Raw genomic sequence first — 16,714 nt, 5'->3', positions numbered from 1 at the left:
CCCCGGTTGCGTATTGCCGACGTGATGCGTCAGTATTTCTTACATTCCGGCACAGTACGGCTCGGCAGCCCGATCTTGGCGAACACCGCCGGATCGTAGCCGAGGGTCTGATTGACGTTCGGGATCACCTTCACCACCTTGCTGAACAGCGCGCCCTTGCCGTCGTCGACGACCTCGGTGACGAAGTTGGTTCCAATCGCCTGGCGGTTGGAGTCGAGCTTGATCTTGCCGTTCGGCGCATCGAGCTCGATCTTCGCCAGCGCTTCCCTGAACTTCCCTTGATTATTGGAGAGATCGCCATTGACCTGACGCAGCGCGAGGATCAGCGCCATCGTTGAATCATAGTAGTTGGTTGCCAGCAGCGAGGGGCTCGGGAAGCGCTTGTTGGGCGGGAAGGCGTCCTGATAGGCCTTCACGAATTTCTGCCAGCCCGGATCCTCCCAGGTGTCGGCTTGGCCGCTCGCCGCGATGGTGCCGATCAAGGCGTTCTTGGCATTGCCCTTGGACGACAGGATGGTCTGGTCGATCATGATGGAACCGCCCATCAGATGCGCCTTGCCGCCGGCCTGCTGATACTGATTGAGGAAGTTGACGGCGTCGGCGCCGCCGAGGCCGAGATAGATGGCATCGACGTCGTCGGGCAGCGCGGCGATCACCGAGGCGAAATCTTTTGTGCCGAGCGGCACCCATTGCCGGTTGGTGACCTGTCCGCCGGCGCCGCAGAACTCGAGCACGAGCCCGAACACCTGGGTGTAGATGAAGGAATAGTCCTCACCGACGGTTGCGATTTTGCGATATTTCTTTTCCTCATAGGCGTATTTGCCGAGGCCCACCTGCCACTGCGCGCCGTCCATGTTGTAGCGGAAGAAGTTCGGGGCGGGATCGACATAGGTGGTTTCCTGCGCGCCGGAGGCCGCATTGATGAAGGTCAGCTCAGGATGGGTCTTTGCGAAGTTCTTCACCGCAATGCCCTCGTCGCCGGAGAGCGGCGAGAGCAGAATCTGCACCTTGTCCTGCTCGATCAGCTTGCGCACGGCGCGCACGGCAGAGTCCGGTGTCGCGTCGGTCGAGGCGACGATGAATTCGAGCTCCTTGTCGCCGACCTTCTTGCCCAGCACGTTGAGCGCGGTCTGGTGGCCGCGCATGCCGTCCTCGCCGAGCACCGTGTAGGTGCCTTCGAGGGTGGCGGTCACGCCGACCTTGATCTTTTCCTGAGCGATTGCCGCGCCTGAAAGAAACAGGCTGCTCAGCGCGAGCAGTCCCACTCCGCATTTCGACATTGTGCTCCTCCCTGTGTCGTTGATTTATTGCCGCACCGGACCGGCGCGGTGCCCCGTGGCTTTCGAAGGCCCGCAGCTTTGAACAAAAGCTATCCGAAGTCGGATGCGCTGCACGCGTGGGTACCTCGTCGGGCTTGACGGGCAGTCTCATTTTTGAATGCTGCGGCGCAAATGGTTCTGCGGTGCAGCAGCGCGGCTACAGGAACACTTCCGGCGGGGCTCCGTTAGCGGAGCAAATTGCTGGAGTCGTCCATGATCGAATACCCGAAGCCGCCTTATCCTTCGCAGCAGCAGCCGATGCCCGGTTCGACGCGCGCAATGAATCCACGTCCCGATCATGGCGAGGAGAGCTACAGGGGTGCCGGCCGTCTGGCCGGAAAGAAAGCGCTCATCACCGGAGGTGACAGCGGCATCGGCCGGGCGGTCGCGATCGCCTATGCCCGCGAAGGCGCGGACATCGTCATCGCCTATCTGAACGAGGACGAGGATGCAGCCGAGGTCAAGGCCCTGGTCGAGCGGGAGGGACGCAAGGTGGTTCTAATGTCAGGCGATATCAGCAATCCCGATCACTGCCGGTCCGTCGTGCGCCGTACCGTCGAGGAGCTCGGTGGCATCGACATCCTCGTCAACAATGCGGCCCATCAGGCCACGTTCAAGGACATCGCCGACATCAGCGACGAGGAGTGGCAGCGCACGTTCGCGACCAACATCCACGCCATGTTCTATCTGACCAAGGCAGCCGTTCCCCATATGAAGCCAGGCGCGGCGATCATCAACACGGCATCGGTGAACTCTGACATGCCGAACCCGAGCCTTTTGGCCTACGCTACGACCAAGGGCGCCATTCAGAATTTCACGGGCGGTCTCGCGCAGATGCTGGCGGAGAAAGGCATTCGGGTCAACGCCGTGGCCCCGGGTCCGATCTGGACGCCGCTGATCCCCTCGACCATGTCGGAGGAAAGGGTCAAGAACTTTGGCAAGCAAGTCCCGATGCAGCGCGCCGGCCAGCCGGCCGAGCTCGCCACCGCCTATGTCATGCTGGCCGATCCGCTCTCGAGCTACACATCAGGGGCCACGTTGGCCGTCACAGGCGGAAAGCCGTTCATCTGATCGAACAGCGTCTGCGACGCCGAGAGCACACACAGTGTGGCGGCACCGGAAGCCGGGCCGCCACATGCGCCATCATCAGATCTCGATCAGGCGGCGCTGGACGCCTTGGCGTTGACGCCCTTGCGGAGCGCCACCGTGTTCAGCTTAGTGTTAGCGGCCTTCTCTTCATTGAGATTCGTCGTGAGGAAGCGCACGATATCGTCATGACCGAGCTCTTCCGCCCAGGCGATCAGCGTGCCGTAGCGGCACATTTCGTAGTGCTCTACGGCCTGCGCGTTGGCCACGATCGCGGCATCGAGCACGGCCTTGTCCTCGATCTCGCCGGCAGTCGCGTCGGCTTCCTCGATGAGACCGTCGATGGCCGGGCACTGCGTGCCGCTGGGCGCCTTGCCGAGCTTGGCGAACCCCTTGTCGAGCCGCTCGACCTGCTTGTTGGTCTCCTCCAGATGAGCTTTCAATCCGGCGACCAGATCCCTGTTGGTGGCCTTGTCGATCATCTTGGGCAGCGCCTTCAGGATCTGCTGCTCCGCGTAATAGATATCCTGCAGCCCATGCAGCAGCAGGTCTTCCATCGATTGATGTCCTTGGTGAAGAATCCCATAAAAGACGCCTCCTTTTCACAATGATGACACTGGAACGCTGCGCGGCCGCAGCTGTTCCATTCCAATGTGCAGACCGGGAGAGCCGAATGAACGACGGAATTGATCATCTTGCGGGCCTGCTCGGACGCGCGGCGATGGAGGTGTGGGGCGATATGCCTCGCGACATCCAGGAAGCGCTGTTCGAGACCGCCATGAAGGGACGCGCAACCGAGCGCGAGGAGCTCGCACGGCTGCTGCACGAGCGGCATCCGCGCACGCTGCATCCGGCCCGGCCGGGATGATGCGGCGATGCGGAACGATCGTGCGAGCTCATGATTGGTAAACTGAGTGGCGCGTCGCTCAACGGCTCAAGTGAAGCCGCGGCAGGCGCATCGCCAACCGTTGATCAAATCTGTGAGTTGATCGCCGTGACTGAGCTCAACATCGGCAAATGGTACGACCCGATCTCGGAGCGATGGATCGTGCCTCGCGAAACGCACACCATCGCCAGATATGATCAGTCCAGCGCCGAGAAGGTACCGGAGGGGCGCGAGAGGGGCGAGACGCAGCGGATCTGGCAGCTGCTGGTCGATTGCTGCGCGCGTGGATGATGCCGCTCCTATGTCCGGGCGGCAATGGCGGTCATCTCGAGCTTGACGCCCGGACCGAGATCGGCCACGCCGATGGCGGCGCGCGCCGGCAGATGAGCTTCCGCAAAGTGCGCTTTCCAGGCCGCGTTGAATTCAGCCTTCTCCTTGAGGTCGGTCATGTAGATCGTCACCTGCAAGACGTTGGCTGGATCGGATCCGAGCGTCTTTAAGAGCTGCGTCAATTGGCCGAGAACGTCCTTGGCCTGGCCGGACATATCGAGTTTGGTGTCCTCCGGGACGATGCCGCCGATATAGAGCACGCCATTGTGCTCGACCACTTCGTGGAGCAGACCTTCGTACGGCGAGATGCGATTGATCATGAGGAGTCCATTGTCGCTGTGAGAGGAGCGGCATATCGCACATTCTAGGGGCTTTGTCTGCGAATTGCCGCCGCATAGTCTGGCGACGGGTTTCCAGCCAGCTCTGCGCGCACGACAGCCCGGGCATTCTGCGGCGCTGATTTCGACGACATCCCGGCTTGGATCGGTATACTGCCGTCGCGTACCGGAACAAGGATCAGATGATGGACGATACGATTGGCTTTCCCGACCCCGGTCTCGATCTGTCGGATGGCTTCAGGCCGCACACCTCGCATTGGGGCGTGTTTTCCGCGCGTCAGGGCGCGGCGGGCCTCGAGGTCCGGGCCTATGCGGGCGACCCCGATCCAAACGGCATCATCGACAATTTCCCCGGCGCGCTCCGCCATCAGGCGCGCATCGCCCAGCCGGCGATCCGGCGCGGCTGGCTCGAGCGCGGACCGGGTCCCGACAATCGCCGCGGCCGCGACGAGTTCGTCTCGGTCAGCTGGGAGAAGGCCCTCGATCTGCTCGGCGACGAGCTCGGCCGCATCCGCGACACGCGCGGCCCCGGCGCCGTATTCGGCGGCTCCTATGGCTGGGCGAGTGCCGGCCGCTTTCATCACGCCCAGAGCCAGGTCCATCGCTTCCTCAACATCGCGATGGGCGGCTATGTGCGCTCGGTGAACACCTATTCCTCGGGCGCGTCCTCGGTGCTGCTGCCGCAGATTCTGGCAGGCTACGAGGACATTACCAAGCGCAACGTCACCTGGGAGCAGATCGCGGCCAAGACCGAGATCGTGCTGGCCTTCGGCGGCATGGCACTGAAGAACTCCATGGTGGCCGGCGGCTCCATCAGCAAGCACGTCGAGCGTGGCGCCATGGCGGCTGCGCGCAAGCGCGGCTGCGAATTCGTCCTGGTCAGCCCGCTGCGCGATGATCTGCCGGTGGAAGCCGGCGCGGAATGGATGAGTTGCGTGCCCGGCACCGACACCGCACTGATGCTCGGCATCGTCCATACGCTGGTCAGCGAAGGTCTGCACGATCAGGCCTTCCTCGATCGCTACACCGAGGGCTGGCCGGTCTTCCTGCGCTATCTCACCGGCGAGAGCGACGGCCAAGCCAAGCACGCCGAATGGGCTGCGGCGATCTCAGGCGTTGCGGCCGACACGATCCGCCAGCTGGCGCGGCGGCTTGCCGGAAAACGCGCGCTGATCACCGTCTCGCATTCGCTGCAGCGCGCCGAGCATGGCGAGCAGCCGGTGTGGATGGGCATGGTGCTCGCGGCCGCGCTCGGCCAGATCGGCCTTCCCGGCGGCGGCTACGCCTATTCGCTGGGTGCGATCGGCTACTACGGCCGCCGCGTCAACGACGTGCCGGGGCCGACGCTCGGGCAGGGTCGCAACGGCGTCGCCGATTTCATTCCGGTGGCGCGCATCGCCGACATGTTGCTCAATCCCGGCACCACCTATCGCTACAATGGCGAGACGCGCACCTATCCGGACATCCGCCTGGTCTACTGGGCCGGCGGCAATCCCTTCCATCATCACCAGGACATCAACCGCCTGCGCAAGGCGTTTGCGCAACTCGATACGTTCGTCGTGCACGAGCTGGCCTGGACCGCCACGGCAAGGCACGCCGACATCGTGCTGCCTGCGACCATGACGCTCGAGCGTGAGGACATCGGCTACTCCACCAACGATCCTCTGATGGTCGCCATGCACCAGATCGCCGAGCCGTTCGGGCTTGCACGCGACGATTACGACATCTTCGCCGATCTCGCCGAACGTCTGGGAGCCCGCGAACCCTTCACCGAGGGTCGCACATCGCGTCAATGGCTGGAGCATCTCTACGAGCCGACCCGAGCCTCGCTCGCCAAGCGCGGCCTGGAGGCGCCGGCCTTCGACGAATTCTGGGCGCGCGGCAGCCTGGTCGTGCCGCAGCAGCCCGATGACGGCGGCCGGCTGCGCCGTTTTCGTGAAGATCCCGTCAATCACGCCCTGCCGACTCCGAGCGGCCGCATCGAGATCTTCTCGGCGAAGATCGCAAGCCATGGCGATGCCGATTGTCCGGGACATCCGGTCTGGCTGGAGAAGACCGATATGCCGAAGCCCGGCTCACCGTGCTTCCTCGTCGCCAACCAGCCGGTGACGCGCCTGCACAGCCAGCTCGATTTCGGCGGCCATTCGCTTGCCGCAAAGCATCGCGGCCGCGAGGTCGCGCGCATGAATCCGGTTGATGCGGACGCGCGCGGCATCGGGGATGGTGACATCATCCGGCTGTTCAACGAGCGCGGCGCCTGCCTGGCCGCGGTTCACATCACCGACGGCATTGCGCCCGGCGTGGTGCAGCTTCCGACGGGCGCCTGGTACGATCCGATGGACCCCGAGGACGAGGCGCCGCTCTGCGTTCACGGCAATCCGAACGTGCTTACCCGCGACATCGGCACCTCATCCCTGGCGCAGGGCTGCACCGGTCAGCTGACGACGGTCGAGGTAGAGAAGTTTTCAGGCAATCTGCCGCCGATCCGCGCGTTCGATCCCGCGTAGGAGCGCTGGTATACGCCTCGTGCCGCGCACCAGGAAAAAAGGGGCCATCCTGTGCGGACGCAGGATGGCCCCAAGAGGCTCGCAGGTTCGGGAGGACGAGACGCGAGCCGGGTAGATTGATCATGCTGCGGCGCTGGCGATCCAATTCGTCTCCGGGGAAGGGCGGCGCGGTGCAGGCGCTTCGAGCGCGAGCTGCTTGCCCTTGCTGGCGAGACGCCAGCGCGCCGGAGACTCGCCGGTGATGCGCTTGAACACGGTCGAAAAATGAGCCTGCGTGCTGAAGCCCACGGCCAGCGCGATCTCCGCTAATGGACGCTCGGTGGTGGCGAGCAGCATCTTGGCGTGCTCGGTCCGGTGATGCAGCAGATATTCGCGGGGACGGAAGCCGGTCGCGGCGCGGAATTGTGCCGCAAAATGCATCCTGGACAGGCCGGCAACATTGGCGAGCTCGGAGAGACTGATACAGCGGTCGAAATGATTGGCGATGTATTGCTCGACGCGCCGCAGCCGCCATTTCGGCAAGGCATTGACCCTGACGCGCGGCGACTCCGGTTCCGTGCGTGGGCTCTCCCGGGTGATGAGCACCGTTGGGCGAAGAACCTCGTGATCTCGCGCGCCGGCCGGAAGATCGATCCAGGCATGCGTCGCGTGCAGATTGTTCGACATCGCTCGTCCTCTTCTGGCTTTGCGGCTGTTTGCGATGACTGGCAAACGCGCAAACTCAATGCTTCCCATGCTCGGAGGATAGGCGCGAGTTAGCCATGACGCCCGTTAGTGGTGATTAAGAAGTGTTAGATTTTGTGCGCGTGCACGGTGCGGCAGCCCGCCGCGGGCTTTGATTGTGTCAAATTTGTCAGGCATTTGCGTGCACCGGGCGGTCTCAGGCGAGCATCGGTCGATCGATGCCGGTGTGAGATCCCTGCCGCGCCCTCACTGGACCTCGCATCGTCACCTTGTATATTCGCCCCGCGTTTCGATGAAGCCTTCGTCAAGTTGAGCGGGGATGTGACCGAGCTCTCGGCAGAACATGGCGCTCGCAGCGGCGCTGCTAGTACGATCCTTGATCTCGGCACTGTTTCGTTCGGGCCGTTTTTGCTGCGCTCGCGGCTGCTGGAGAAGGATGGCGTGCCGGTCAAGCTCGGCAGCCGTGCAATCGATATCCTGCGCCTGCTCGTCAGCCGTGCCGGCGAGGTGGTCCCGAAGGGCGAGCTTCTCAGCTACGCTTGGTCCGGCCTTGCCGTCGAGGAGATCAATCTGCGGGTCAATGTCGTGGAGCTGCGCAAGGCGCTCGGCGACGGCAAGGACGGTACCCGCTACATCGCCAGCATTCCGGGCCGGGGCTATTGCTTTGTCGCGCCCGTGCGGCATGGCGAGCGCGCGGAGGTGCCTGGGGCGGTCTCGGCGGTGCCTAACAAAGCAGCGCCGCCGGCCCTGCCGCATCGGCTCGACCGGATGATCGGGCGGGACGAGGTCGTGGCTGAGCTGGTGCCGCGGCTGCTCCGCGATCGTTTCATCACGCTGCGTGGGCCGGGCGGCATCGGCAAGACCACCATTGCGACCGCCCTTGCGCACGAGATGTGCGACACATTTGATGGCAGCGTTCATTTCCTTGAATTCGGGCCGTTGAAGGATGCCGCGCTGGTCTCAAGCACGGTTGCCGCCGCGCTGGGCCTCGTCGTGCACCACAACGATCCCTCGGGCAGCATTCTCAATTTTCTGCGGGGACGGCGGCTGCTTCTCGTGCTCGATAGCTGCGAGCACGTCATCGACGAGGTCGCGCGCCTTGCGGAGGACATCTACCGTGAGGCACCGGGCGTCGCCATCCTCGCAACCAGCCGCGAGTCGCTGCTGGTGGAAGGCGAGCAAATCCTCGATCTGGTTCCGCTGCCCGGTCCGCCGCAGGACGCCCGCCTCAGCGCCCAGGAGGTCCTGAGTTATCCGGCCGCGCGCCTGTTCGTGGATCGCGCGGTCGCGGCAGGCCATCGGGAGGAGATCACGGAGGAGGATGCGGAAGTCCTGGCACGGATCTGCGGCAAGCTCGACGGCATCGCGCTCGCGATCGAGCTTGCCGCCGCGCGCGTCGGACTTTACGGACTGCGCGAGATGGCGGCGCTGCTCGACAGCCACCCGCAGCTCGAATGGCGCGGGCGGAGAACGGCGCCCCTGCGCCAGCAGACGCTCGGCGCCACGCTCGACTGGAGCTTTGGTCTGATCGGCGCGAGCGAGCGCGTCGTGTTTCAGCGGCTCGCCGTCTTCGCAGGCTCCTTCACGTTGAAGGGCGCGATAGCGGTGGCCACGGACGAGAAGATGCTGGAGGATCGCGTCGCCCACGCCCTGGAGCTCCTCGTGGCCAAGTCGCTGGTGTCCTCGCAGCCGGATGGCGCATCGCGGCGCTATCGCCTGCTGGATGTGACGCGCGCCTACGCCATGCAGAAGCTGACCGATGGCGGCGAGGCGAATGCGACCGCGCGACGACATGCCCTGTTCGTTCAGCGCACGCTCGAAGCCGGCATGAGCGAGAGCGGCGGCGGCCAGGCATCGCGCGCGCAGGAGCGGGCGGGCTTGCTCGCCGATGCACGTGCCGCGCTGGAATGGAGCTTCGTCAACGACGAGGGCGCCGATTTGCGCGTGCCGCTCGCCGGCAGCTGCGCAAGGCTGTTCGTCGAACTCAATTTGTTGAACGAGGCGCGCATCTGGTCCGATCGTGCCCTCGCAGGTCTCGACGGCGCCAGCCGGGGCGGCAGGTGGGAGCTCGAACTCCGGTCGACGCTCGGTCACGCCTTCATGTTCACCGAGCGCAACAGCGCGCAGGCCGAAGCGGCGCTGAGGCGCGGGCTGGAGATTGCCGAGGCGCTGGGCCGCCATGCCGACACGTTCCGGCTGCTGTCGCGGCTGAACATGTTCTACCGCCGGACCGGCGGTTACCGGCACCTGGTGCCGACGGCGCTTCACGCTGAGCGGATCGCCCGCCAGATCGGTGACATCGCGGGGATTGCCGGCAGCAAGGCGCTTCTCGGCGTGTCCTATCATCTCGCCGGGGATCAGGCCGAGGCCCAAGCCCATCTTGACGAGGGCGTGCGTGACGACGCGGCTCTGCGCGGAGCCGAGCCTGGACATTTCGCCTATGCGCGTACGCCGCAGATCCCGCTCGCGCGCGTGTTGTGGCTGCGCGGATATCCCGATCGTGCGCTCGAATGCGTCCGTCCGCTCGTCGGCGCGTCGGCGCCGCGCGACGTGGTCATGCATTGTATCGCTCTCTGCTGGTCTGCCTCGGTGTTCGGATGGGTCGGCGACTGGTCTGCCGTCGAGACCATGACCGACCGCTTGGCCGCGCATGCGAGCATGCACGGGCTCGTGCCTTACGAAGCGGTCGCGGCCGGCTTTCGGGCGCAGGGCATGATTGCGCGCGGCGAGGCGACGGGCGGTGTCGAGCTGTTGCGGAGCGCGCTTCCGCGTCTGCACGCCGACCGCTACGAGCTCTATGCATCGGCGTTTGCCGCGGATCTCGCCCAGGGGCTGGTCGCCCTGGGGCGGCTGCCGGAAGCCGGCGATATCCTGCACGAGACCATAGCGCGGCTCGAGCAGGAAGGCGGCGCCTTCGACATGCCGGAGCTGCTCCGCGTGCGCGGCGAGCTCGCGGCCCATCGTGGTGACCTCGAGGCTGCCGAGGCTAGTCTGGTTGCTTCGGCAGGGCTTGCCGAACGCCAGGGCGCATTGTCCTGGCGGCTGCGCACCGAGATGTCGCTGGTACGGCTTCGGAAGCGGCAGGGCGTACCGAATCCACTCGGAGAGCTTGCGAGCACCTATGCCCGCTTCTCCGAAGGTTTCGAGACCGCCGATCTCAGGGCAGCCCGGCTGATGCTGGATCAGCCGGCCTGATCGCATCGAAGCTGCGCGTCAGCCCTTGTGTCCATCCAGCCGTGCGAGAAAGTCGCGGACGAGCCGGGCGATCTCGTCGGTGGCTTCATCCAGCGCAAAGTGGCCGGCGTCCAGCATGTGCACCTCGGCATCAGGCACATCGTTGCGATAGGCTGTGGCGCCTGCAACCGTGAAGGACGGATCGTATTTGCCCCACACGACCAGCATCGCCGGCTGCGTCTTGCGCAACCAGTCCTGCCATTTGGGATAGGAAGCAACGTTGGTCCGGTAATCCAGGAACAACGTGGTCTGGATCTCGGCCTGGCCGGGGCGCGTCAGAAATGCGTATTCGTCCGTCCAGCTGTCAGGATCGTAGCGTTCGGGATGCGGGCTGGTGCCGATATGCCGCAGCCGTGTGGCCTCCAGCGAGGTGAAGTTGGCCTTGAGCGCCTCGAGCTCGTGGGCGGGATCGGCCCAATATTTGCGGCGCGCGTCCCAGAGCGGGCTCAAGCCCTGCTCATGCGACACCGCGTTCTGGATGATGATGCCGCGGACGCGCTCGGGGTGAGCCAGTGCGATGCGGAAGCCGACGGGACCGCCATAGTCCTGCATGAACAGGATATACTTGCCGAGGCCGAGCTTCGTCGTGAGCTCGCCGATGACGCTCGCGATGTTGTCGAACGTGTAGCTGAAAGCGGATGGCGGCGGCGCGCTGCTATTGCCGAAGCCGGGATAATCAGGTGCGATCACGTGATATTTGTCGGCGAGCAGCGGCAGCAAAGGCTCCCACATCCGCGACGAGGAGGGAAAGCCGTGCAGCAGCAGCACGGCCGGCGCATCGGCGAGGCCGGCCTCACGGTAGAAGATCTTGAGTCCGCCGACATCGACGGTGTGATAGCTGATCGAGCGGCGGCTCGACCGCAACTCCTGCGCCGAGGCCGGCACAGTTGCGCAGGCCATCGCGGCCGAGAGCGTGAGGATGGCTGGGATGTTCATGTCGTCGCTCCGATGTCACGCCGCAGCCCGGCCGTCGCCTCCGCGCGCGGCCACGTCCGCGCCTCGAACCACATTGGTGAGTTCGGGTGTGAAGCTGTCGTCGCCGTCCTCGATGTGTCCAGTCAGTCGCGCCGTGATTTCCTGGAACACCCAGCCGTTTCCGTCGGGATCACTGAACGTGGCAAAGGAGGCGTAGCTCTTCCGCTGCGGATTGGGGCCGGCGGCGAGATCGGTCGGGCTGGCGTGGTGGAATATGCCGCCGGGATCGTGGAACGGCTCACTGACTGCGATGCCGCGCCGACGCAGATCGTCACGTGCGGCCTCGATGTCGGAAACGATCAGATGCAGCCCTTTCACCGAACCGGGCGCCGACATGGTGACGTTGCTGCCAAAAATCACCGAACATCCAGAGCCCGGTGGCGTGAACTGGATCACCCGGTAATTGTCCTTGCCGGCGTAGTCGATGTCGAGCCTCCAACCGAGGTCGGCATAGAAGCGCTTGGCGCGCTCGACGTCGGAGACGGGGAGGACGACGACCTCGAGCTTCATTTCGACCGAGCTTGCGCTGGCGGATTCGTGCTGCGCCGATTTGGCGACATCCGATTGGGTAGGCAGATCCATGACTATGTCCTCTCTAAGAGAAAAGTCGGAGTCGGGATGCGCCTGTAATGACGCCTCCCGAGACGTCCGCGGCCAGAGCTCACGAAGCCTTTGCCATCGGCTTACCCTTGACGGCCGCCAGCAGCGCCTGCGCGGCCGGACCTGAGGAGTGCGGGTTCTGGCCCGTGATCAGCAGGCCATCGCTGACGACGTGCGGAACCCAATTGGCCTTCTTCGAGAAGGTGGCGCCGAGGCGCAGCATCTCGTCCTCGACCAGGAACGGCACCACCTTGGTGAGGCCGACTTCCTCCTCCTCGCCATTGGTGAAGCCGGTCACCTCCTTGCCCTGCACCAGCGGCTTGCCGTCAGGCGTCTTGACGTGGCGCAGCGCGGCCGGGGAGTGACAGACGATTGCGACGTGCTTGCCGGCTGCAAAGAATGATTCGATCAGCTTGACCGAGTTCGGGTCTTCGGCGAGGTCCCACATCGGGCCATGGCCGCCGGGATAGAACAGCGTGTCGAACTCCTCCTGCCTGACGCTGTCGAGGCGAAGCGTCTTGTCGAGCTGCGCTTCCGCAGCAATGTCCTTCTCGAAACGCAGCGTCAGGTCGGTACGGAACTCGGGTTCGTTGCTCTTTGGGTCGAGCGGTGGACGGCCGCCCTTGGGTGACACCAGCGTGATCTCCGCGCCGGCGTCCTTGAAGACATAATAGGGGGCGGCGAGCTCTTCGAGCCAGAAGCCCGTCTTGCGTCCGGTGTTGCCGAGTTGATCGTGGGACGTGAGAACCATCAGTACTTTCATGACCGTCTCCCTTGAGTGCGTTTGCTGAATGACGCGTTCCGGCCTGGAGATGCGTCGGCTTGTCTCGTGCGAGCAGCTCGTCCGATGCTCGCAAACGCAATCTGCACCCAAGGCAGTCTGTTGGCTCGTTATGTATTGTTAGACGTTGAAAGCGGCGGGCCAACATCCGGCTCGCGCGGGTTGCGTCATTCGAAGACGGCGTCGAAGATCTCGACGTCCATGAGCACGGGCCTGGCGATTACGGTTCCATCTGGCCGCAATGTCTGAGTGCGTCGAAGCGTCGGCACCACGATGCCGCCGAAGCTGTCATGGGCCCAGGAGATTTGTGCGACCTTCATCCCGAAGAGATCGTGATCGGTGCGCCGCTGCAGGGCGCTCTGGTCGAAATAGAAGGTCTGCTCCGGCGCGAGCGTGATGATGTGCGAGGGGAATCGCGCCCGCAGCCGCCGCCACGTTTCCTGACCCTCCTGCCATGGCGGCAGCTCCTCCACCGCGACATCCGGGTGGGCGAGCAGGAATGGGTTGGTCAGGTAGTTCCAGATCGCCACGCCGCAGAAGAAGACGAGATGCAGTTCGTCCGCGAGGGCAGGCGAGTCGACCTCGGGAAACGTGAGGCTCGGGTTGCGCCAGGTTCGCAGGACCTCACCATCCACGGTCTCGATGGTGACCATGTCCGGCTGAAAGGAGCCGGAATATTCACCGCCGGTGATCCCGGTGAAGCGAACCGACTGCGTTCGGGTCGAGCCCTCTGCAGTCACGTCCTTGAATTCCCCGGCATGTCCGGTGTTGGAAAATAACGTTCCGCCTACGGAAAGGTGGAGCGTGAACCGGTTCAAGCTATTCCAGCGGGCTATTCCGCCGCTGGCATCGATCACATCATCAAGAAGCGCCATGTCCCGCCATTTCCACCGTGCAGTGTCGTCACCATGGCGGGGCCCATGCGGCTTGGCGTGTTAGAAGTTGTTAGGAGTTGCGAGCGGCGGCATGGAAGGGATGTCGTTGAAGATGCTCTCAATTCAGCGCGCCCAGCAATTCCCGGGCGGCGATCAGATCCCGGGTCTGGAAGCCCTCGTCGTACCGGGCGGCGAGCGGGGCGAGCAGGGCGCGCGCATCGGCGGCCTTGCCGGCCCGCTGCCAGATGCGACCGAGGCTGATCGCCCCGCGGAGCTCCCAGCCGACCGCGCATTGCCGCCGCGACAGATCGAGCGATCTGCGCAAGGTGCTCTCGGCCTCCGTGGCGTTGCCCAATCCCGCGAGGATGTCGCCCTTGATCCTGAGCATCTCCGGCATGTCGAAGGATTCGCCATGATCGGGGATCTGGGCAATGGCCTCATTGATCGTCTGCAGGGCTTCGTCGGGCTGATTTTGGGAGGCGAGACCTTCCGCAAGCGCCGTCGCGAACACTGTCGTCATGATCCGGTGCCGTGTTGCGTAGAGCGTGGCCTGGCTGCGGCGAAGGTGCTCGATGCCCCCGGCAACGTCGCCGCGTCGCAGCAGCAGCTCGCCCTTCTGGCCAATGCCGACCGCGTGATAGGGGCCGAGGAAGTGGCGCGCGGAATGGTCGATCAGCCGCTCGATCAGGATTTCGGCATTGGCCCAGTCGCCGACCCAGAGGAACACATAAATCGTCCAGATCAGGGAGATGCCGAGGGTGAGCGGCTGTTCGAGCAGCTCGGCCTCGCGCACCGTGTATCTCGCCGCCTCGATCGCACGCTCGGGTCTGCCCGTGAGCCACAATCCGCGCGCCAGCGCCACAAGCGCGACGATGCGGTCGTCGTAGCCGAGATGCCCGATATTCAGCCGCTGCGAGCCGGGATTATGCATCATCGCGCTGGCGCAGAACTGCACGGCCTTGTCCTGGTTGCCGATCAGATGATGCGCGACGCCGAGCATCCATTCCACGTTCAGCGTGGCGGCGGGGTCGTTCAGCTTCCGCGCGACGCTCTCACCCTGTTCGCCGGTGCCGAGCGCGCCGTGAAAATCTCCGACCCTGGTCAGGTAGATGTGCAAGCCGCGCAGCAGCCAGAGCTGCCAGTGCAGGTCCTCGAGCTCCCGGGCCAGCTCGAGACTGCGCGTGAATGCCGCGCGGACCATCTCGGTGTTGCCCTGCGTGAACATCACGGAGACGCCAAGAGCAGCTTGCAAGGTCATCTCCCGGCGGCTGTCAACGGCGCTCGTTTCGCCTGAGGCCAGCGCCTGTTCGGTCCAGCGCAAGCACTCGGTCAGCAATGTTAGCTCGAGGAAGAACTGCGCAGCCGAGGCCGCCAGATCCACGGCGATCGTGCGGTCGCCGCCGTCCGAAAAGCTCCAGGTCAGCGCGGCCCGGACATTGGGCAGGTGGTCGGAATAGGGAAGAAAGCCGCCTGCGCTCTGCATGCCTGTCGATTTGACCGCGATATCGTGCAGGAAATCGCGAAAATATTCGGCGTGGGCGCGCGCGACGCGGGTCGTCTCACCGTTCTCGGCGAGCTTGTCCGCGACGAACGCCCGGGTGGTGTCGAGCAGGCGATAGCGCAGCCGCCGCTCCGCGGGCGAGGTCGCGATCAGCGATTTGGAGAGCAGGTTCGAAATCGCTTCCACTGCTTCGGGCTCGCTGATGCCCTGGCAGGCCGCCACGGCAAGCGCGGCCTCCAGCGTGAACGGGCCGACAAAGACCGACAATCCGCGCAACGTCGCGCTCTCGGCCGGCGGCAGCAGATCGTAGCTCCAAGCCAGCGCCGCGCCCAGGGTCTGGTGGCGCGGAATAGCGGTGCGCCGCCCCCGCCACAGCAGCGAGAAGCGGCTGTCCAGCAGCGAGGCGGTCCCGGCAATGCCGTAGGCGTTGACGCGCCCAGCCGCGAGCTCGATCGCGAGCGCGATGCCGTCCAGCCGCCGGCAGATCTCGGCGACGAGTGGCGCATCCTCATCGCTGAGCTCGAATTCGCTCAGGCTCTCGGCGATGCGTTCCACGAAGAGCTGGCTTGCGGGATATGCAAGGATGTCGGCGATGCCGAGCCCGTCACGCTGCGGCGGGCAATCCAGCGGAAACAGCCGATGGACGCGCTCGCCTTCGGTGCGAAGGGATTCGCGGCTGGTGGCCAGAATATGCAGCTCCGGCGCGTCCTGGATGATGCGCTCGGCCAGAGGGGCGAGTTCGTCGAGGATATGCTCGCAACTGTCGAACACCAGCAGCATCCGCCGGGAGCGCAGGAAGGTCAGCAGACCCGGCACCGGGTCGTCGGAATTGACGGTGAGGCCCAGCGCGGCCGCGATCGTCCCGGGAACCAGCCCGACATCCGTCAGCGCGCCGAAATCGACGAAACGCACCTGGCCCTCGAACGCCGCGAGCTCGCCATGCGCGATGGCAAGTGCGATCGACGTCTTGCCTATTCCGCCCGGGCCGACGATGGTGACGAAACGATGCCGCACAAGCTCGGCGGAAATCCTCTCGACCGCGTCATCCCGCCCGATCATCTTCGCGAGCGGCGCGGGCAGCGAGCGGGGGGAGGCGGGGGGATTGCTGGTCTGGCTCTCCAATGGCGCGGCGCGGAGCAGCGGGGCGGCAAAGCAATAGCCGCGTCCGGGAACGTTGACGACGTAGCGGGAGCCCTCGCCGGAATCCTCCAGGGCCTTGCGCAAGGTCGTGATGTGGAAACGCAGGCTGCCTTCGTCGACATTCACGTCGGCCCAGACGCGCCTGATCAGCTCCCGCTTGTCGACCACCTCGCCGGCGCGCTCGGCGAGAAACAACAGGATGTCGAGCGCGCGGCCGCCGAGATGAAGCGGGGCGCCGTCCTTCTCGAGCCGTCGCGACTTCACGAACAGCCGGAACGGCCCGAAGGCTATGACCGAATCCTGGTCGTTAGTATCTGGCACAGGCCAGTCATTCCAATTGAGAGGGCTGAAATCTGCAGGTTGATCTACCAGATCGACACGTTCAGTAAACCGGCCGAAAGTGGCGAAATCGCGTGGCGCTCGCCGCGCGCAACGAATTTGTCCGTTGCAAATTTTGC

General features: G+C 64.7%; 12 protein-coding genes and 2 pseudogenes. 5 read left to right on the top strand and 9 right to left on the bottom strand.

From position 1 onward, the window contains the following. Positions 1-29: 29 nt before the first annotated feature. The gene (locus tag X268_RS23245; RefSeq protein ID WP_128927078.1) at positions 30-1,280 is read right to left on the bottom strand and encodes an ABC transporter substrate-binding protein; all 1,251 of its coding nucleotides are present in this window, start codon (positions 1,278-1,280) and stop codon (positions 30-32) included. 252 nt (positions 1,281-1,532) lie between these two features. Between X268_RS23245 and X268_RS23240 the strand changes: the two genes are divergently transcribed. Continuing rightward, entirely contained in the window at positions 1,533-2,390 is an 858-nt protein-coding gene (locus tag X268_RS23240) for an SDR family oxidoreductase (protein ID WP_128927077.1), read from the top strand. A gap of 86 nt (positions 2,391-2,476) precedes the next feature. Here X268_RS23240 and X268_RS23235 read toward each other — a convergent pair. Further along, positions 2,477-2,991: pseudogene (locus X268_RS23235) on the bottom strand (YciE/YciF ferroxidase family protein). Between the two features lie 87 nt (positions 2,992-3,078). On the opposite strand from X268_RS23235, the gene X268_RS23230 reads away from it, so the two are divergent. Both X268_RS23230 and X268_RS23225 read left to right on the top strand, forming a co-directional pair. After that, the gene (locus tag X268_RS23230; RefSeq protein ID WP_128927076.1) at positions 3,079-3,273 is read left to right on the top strand and encodes a hypothetical protein; all 195 of its coding nucleotides are present in this window, start codon (positions 3,079-3,081) and stop codon (positions 3,271-3,273) included. A 30-nt stretch (positions 3,274-3,303) separates the two neighbouring features. Further along, positions 3,304-3,582, top strand: a complete 279-nt coding sequence (locus tag X268_RS23225; protein ID WP_245477616.1) for a hypothetical protein — start codon at positions 3,304-3,306, stop codon at positions 3,580-3,582. An 8-nt stretch (positions 3,583-3,590) separates the two neighbouring features. Here X268_RS23225 and X268_RS23220 read toward each other — a convergent pair whose 3' ends face one another. After that, complete coding sequence (locus X268_RS23220; protein ID WP_128927075.1) at positions 3,591-3,941, bottom strand: RidA family protein; 351 nt, start codon at positions 3,939-3,941, stop codon at positions 3,591-3,593. Positions 3,942-4,144: 203 nt separating this feature from the next. Here X268_RS23220 and X268_RS23215 point away from each other — a divergent pair, with 203 nt between their 5' ends. After that, positions 4,145-6,466 (top strand): molybdopterin guanine dinucleotide-containing S/N-oxide reductase, encoded by a 2,322-nt coding sequence (locus X268_RS23215; RefSeq protein ID WP_164937882.1) that lies wholly within the window; start codon positions 4,145-4,147, stop codon positions 6,464-6,466. 120 nt (positions 6,467-6,586) lie between these two features. On the opposite strand, the pseudogene X268_RS23210 reads toward X268_RS23215, so the two are convergent. Then, positions 6,587-7,024: pseudogene (locus X268_RS23210) on the bottom strand (helix-turn-helix domain-containing protein); the annotation flags it as partial. A 447-nt stretch (positions 7,025-7,471) separates the two neighbouring features. Here X268_RS23210 and X268_RS23205 point away from each other — a divergent pair. Further along, positions 7,472-10,345 (top strand): ATP-binding protein, encoded by a 2,874-nt coding sequence (locus tag X268_RS23205; RefSeq protein WP_128927072.1) that lies wholly within the window; start codon positions 7,472-7,474, stop codon positions 10,343-10,345. Between the two features lie 18 nt (positions 10,346-10,363). Here X268_RS23205 and X268_RS23200 read toward each other — a convergent pair whose 3' ends face one another. From X268_RS23200 to X268_RS23180, 5 genes are all read right to left on the bottom strand, one after another. Then, positions 10,364-11,320, bottom strand: coding sequence for an alpha/beta fold hydrolase (locus X268_RS23200; RefSeq protein ID WP_128927071.1), 957 nt, complete (start codon positions 11,318-11,320; stop codon positions 10,364-10,366). A gap of 15 nt (positions 11,321-11,335) precedes the next feature. Further along, positions 11,336-11,941 (bottom strand): VOC family protein, encoded by a 606-nt coding sequence (locus X268_RS23195; RefSeq protein WP_128927070.1) that lies wholly within the window; start codon positions 11,939-11,941, stop codon positions 11,336-11,338. Positions 11,942-12,020: 79 nt separating this feature from the next. After that, positions 12,021-12,722 (bottom strand): type 1 glutamine amidotransferase domain-containing protein, encoded by a 702-nt coding sequence (locus tag X268_RS23190; RefSeq protein WP_128927069.1) that lies wholly within the window; start codon positions 12,720-12,722, stop codon positions 12,021-12,023. A 185-nt stretch (positions 12,723-12,907) separates the two neighbouring features. Next, positions 12,908-13,615: a hypothetical protein gene (locus X268_RS23185; RefSeq protein WP_128927068.1), complete on the bottom strand. Its 708-nt coding sequence runs from the start codon at positions 13,613-13,615 to the stop codon at positions 12,908-12,910. Positions 13,616-13,733: 118 nt separating this feature from the next. Then, entirely contained in the window at positions 13,734-16,577 is a 2,844-nt protein-coding gene (locus X268_RS23180) for an ATP-binding protein (RefSeq protein WP_128927067.1), read from the bottom strand. Positions 16,578-16,714 lie beyond the last annotated feature (137 nt).

The organism is Bradyrhizobium guangxiense (assembly GCF_004114915.1).
Lineage (GTDB): Bacteria > Pseudomonadota > Alphaproteobacteria > Rhizobiales > Xanthobacteraceae > Bradyrhizobium > Bradyrhizobium guangxiense.
The sequence above is the reverse complement of the archived record's forward strand: the minus strand, read 5'-3'. Positions and strand labels throughout refer to the sequence as shown.

Coding starts and splice junctions, on each gene's coding strand:
- X268_RS23245 (WP_128927078.1), bottom strand. CDS start 1,280: ATGTCGAAATGCGGAGTGGGACTGCTCGCGCTGAGCAGCCTGTTTCTT.
- X268_RS23240 (WP_128927077.1), top strand. CDS start 1,533: ATGATCGAATACCCGAAGCCGCCTTATCCTTCGCAGCAGCAGCCGATG.
- X268_RS23230 (WP_128927076.1), top strand. CDS start 3,079: ATGAACGACGGAATTGATCATCTTGCGGGCCTGCTCGGACGCGCGGCG.
- X268_RS23225 (WP_245477616.1), top strand. CDS start 3,304: ATGATTGGTAAACTGAGTGGCGCGTCGCTCAACGGCTCAAGTGAAGCC.
- X268_RS23220 (WP_128927075.1), bottom strand. CDS start 3,941: ATGATCAATCGCATCTCGCCGTACGAAGGTCTGCTCCACGAAGTGGTC.
- X268_RS23215 (WP_164937882.1), top strand. CDS start 4,145: ATGGACGATACGATTGGCTTTCCCGACCCCGGTCTCGATCTGTCGGAT.
- X268_RS23200 (WP_128927071.1), bottom strand. CDS start 11,320: ATGAACATCCCAGCCATCCTCACGCTCTCGGCCGCGATGGCCTGCGCA.
- X268_RS23195 (WP_128927070.1), bottom strand. CDS start 11,941: ATGGATCTGCCTACCCAATCGGATGTCGCCAAATCGGCGCAGCACGAA.
- X268_RS23190 (WP_128927069.1), bottom strand. CDS start 12,722: ATGAAAGTACTGATGGTTCTCACGTCCCACGATCAACTCGGCAACACC.
- X268_RS23185 (WP_128927068.1), bottom strand. CDS start 13,615: ATGGCGCTTCTTGATGATGTGATCGATGCCAGCGGCGGAATAGCCCGC.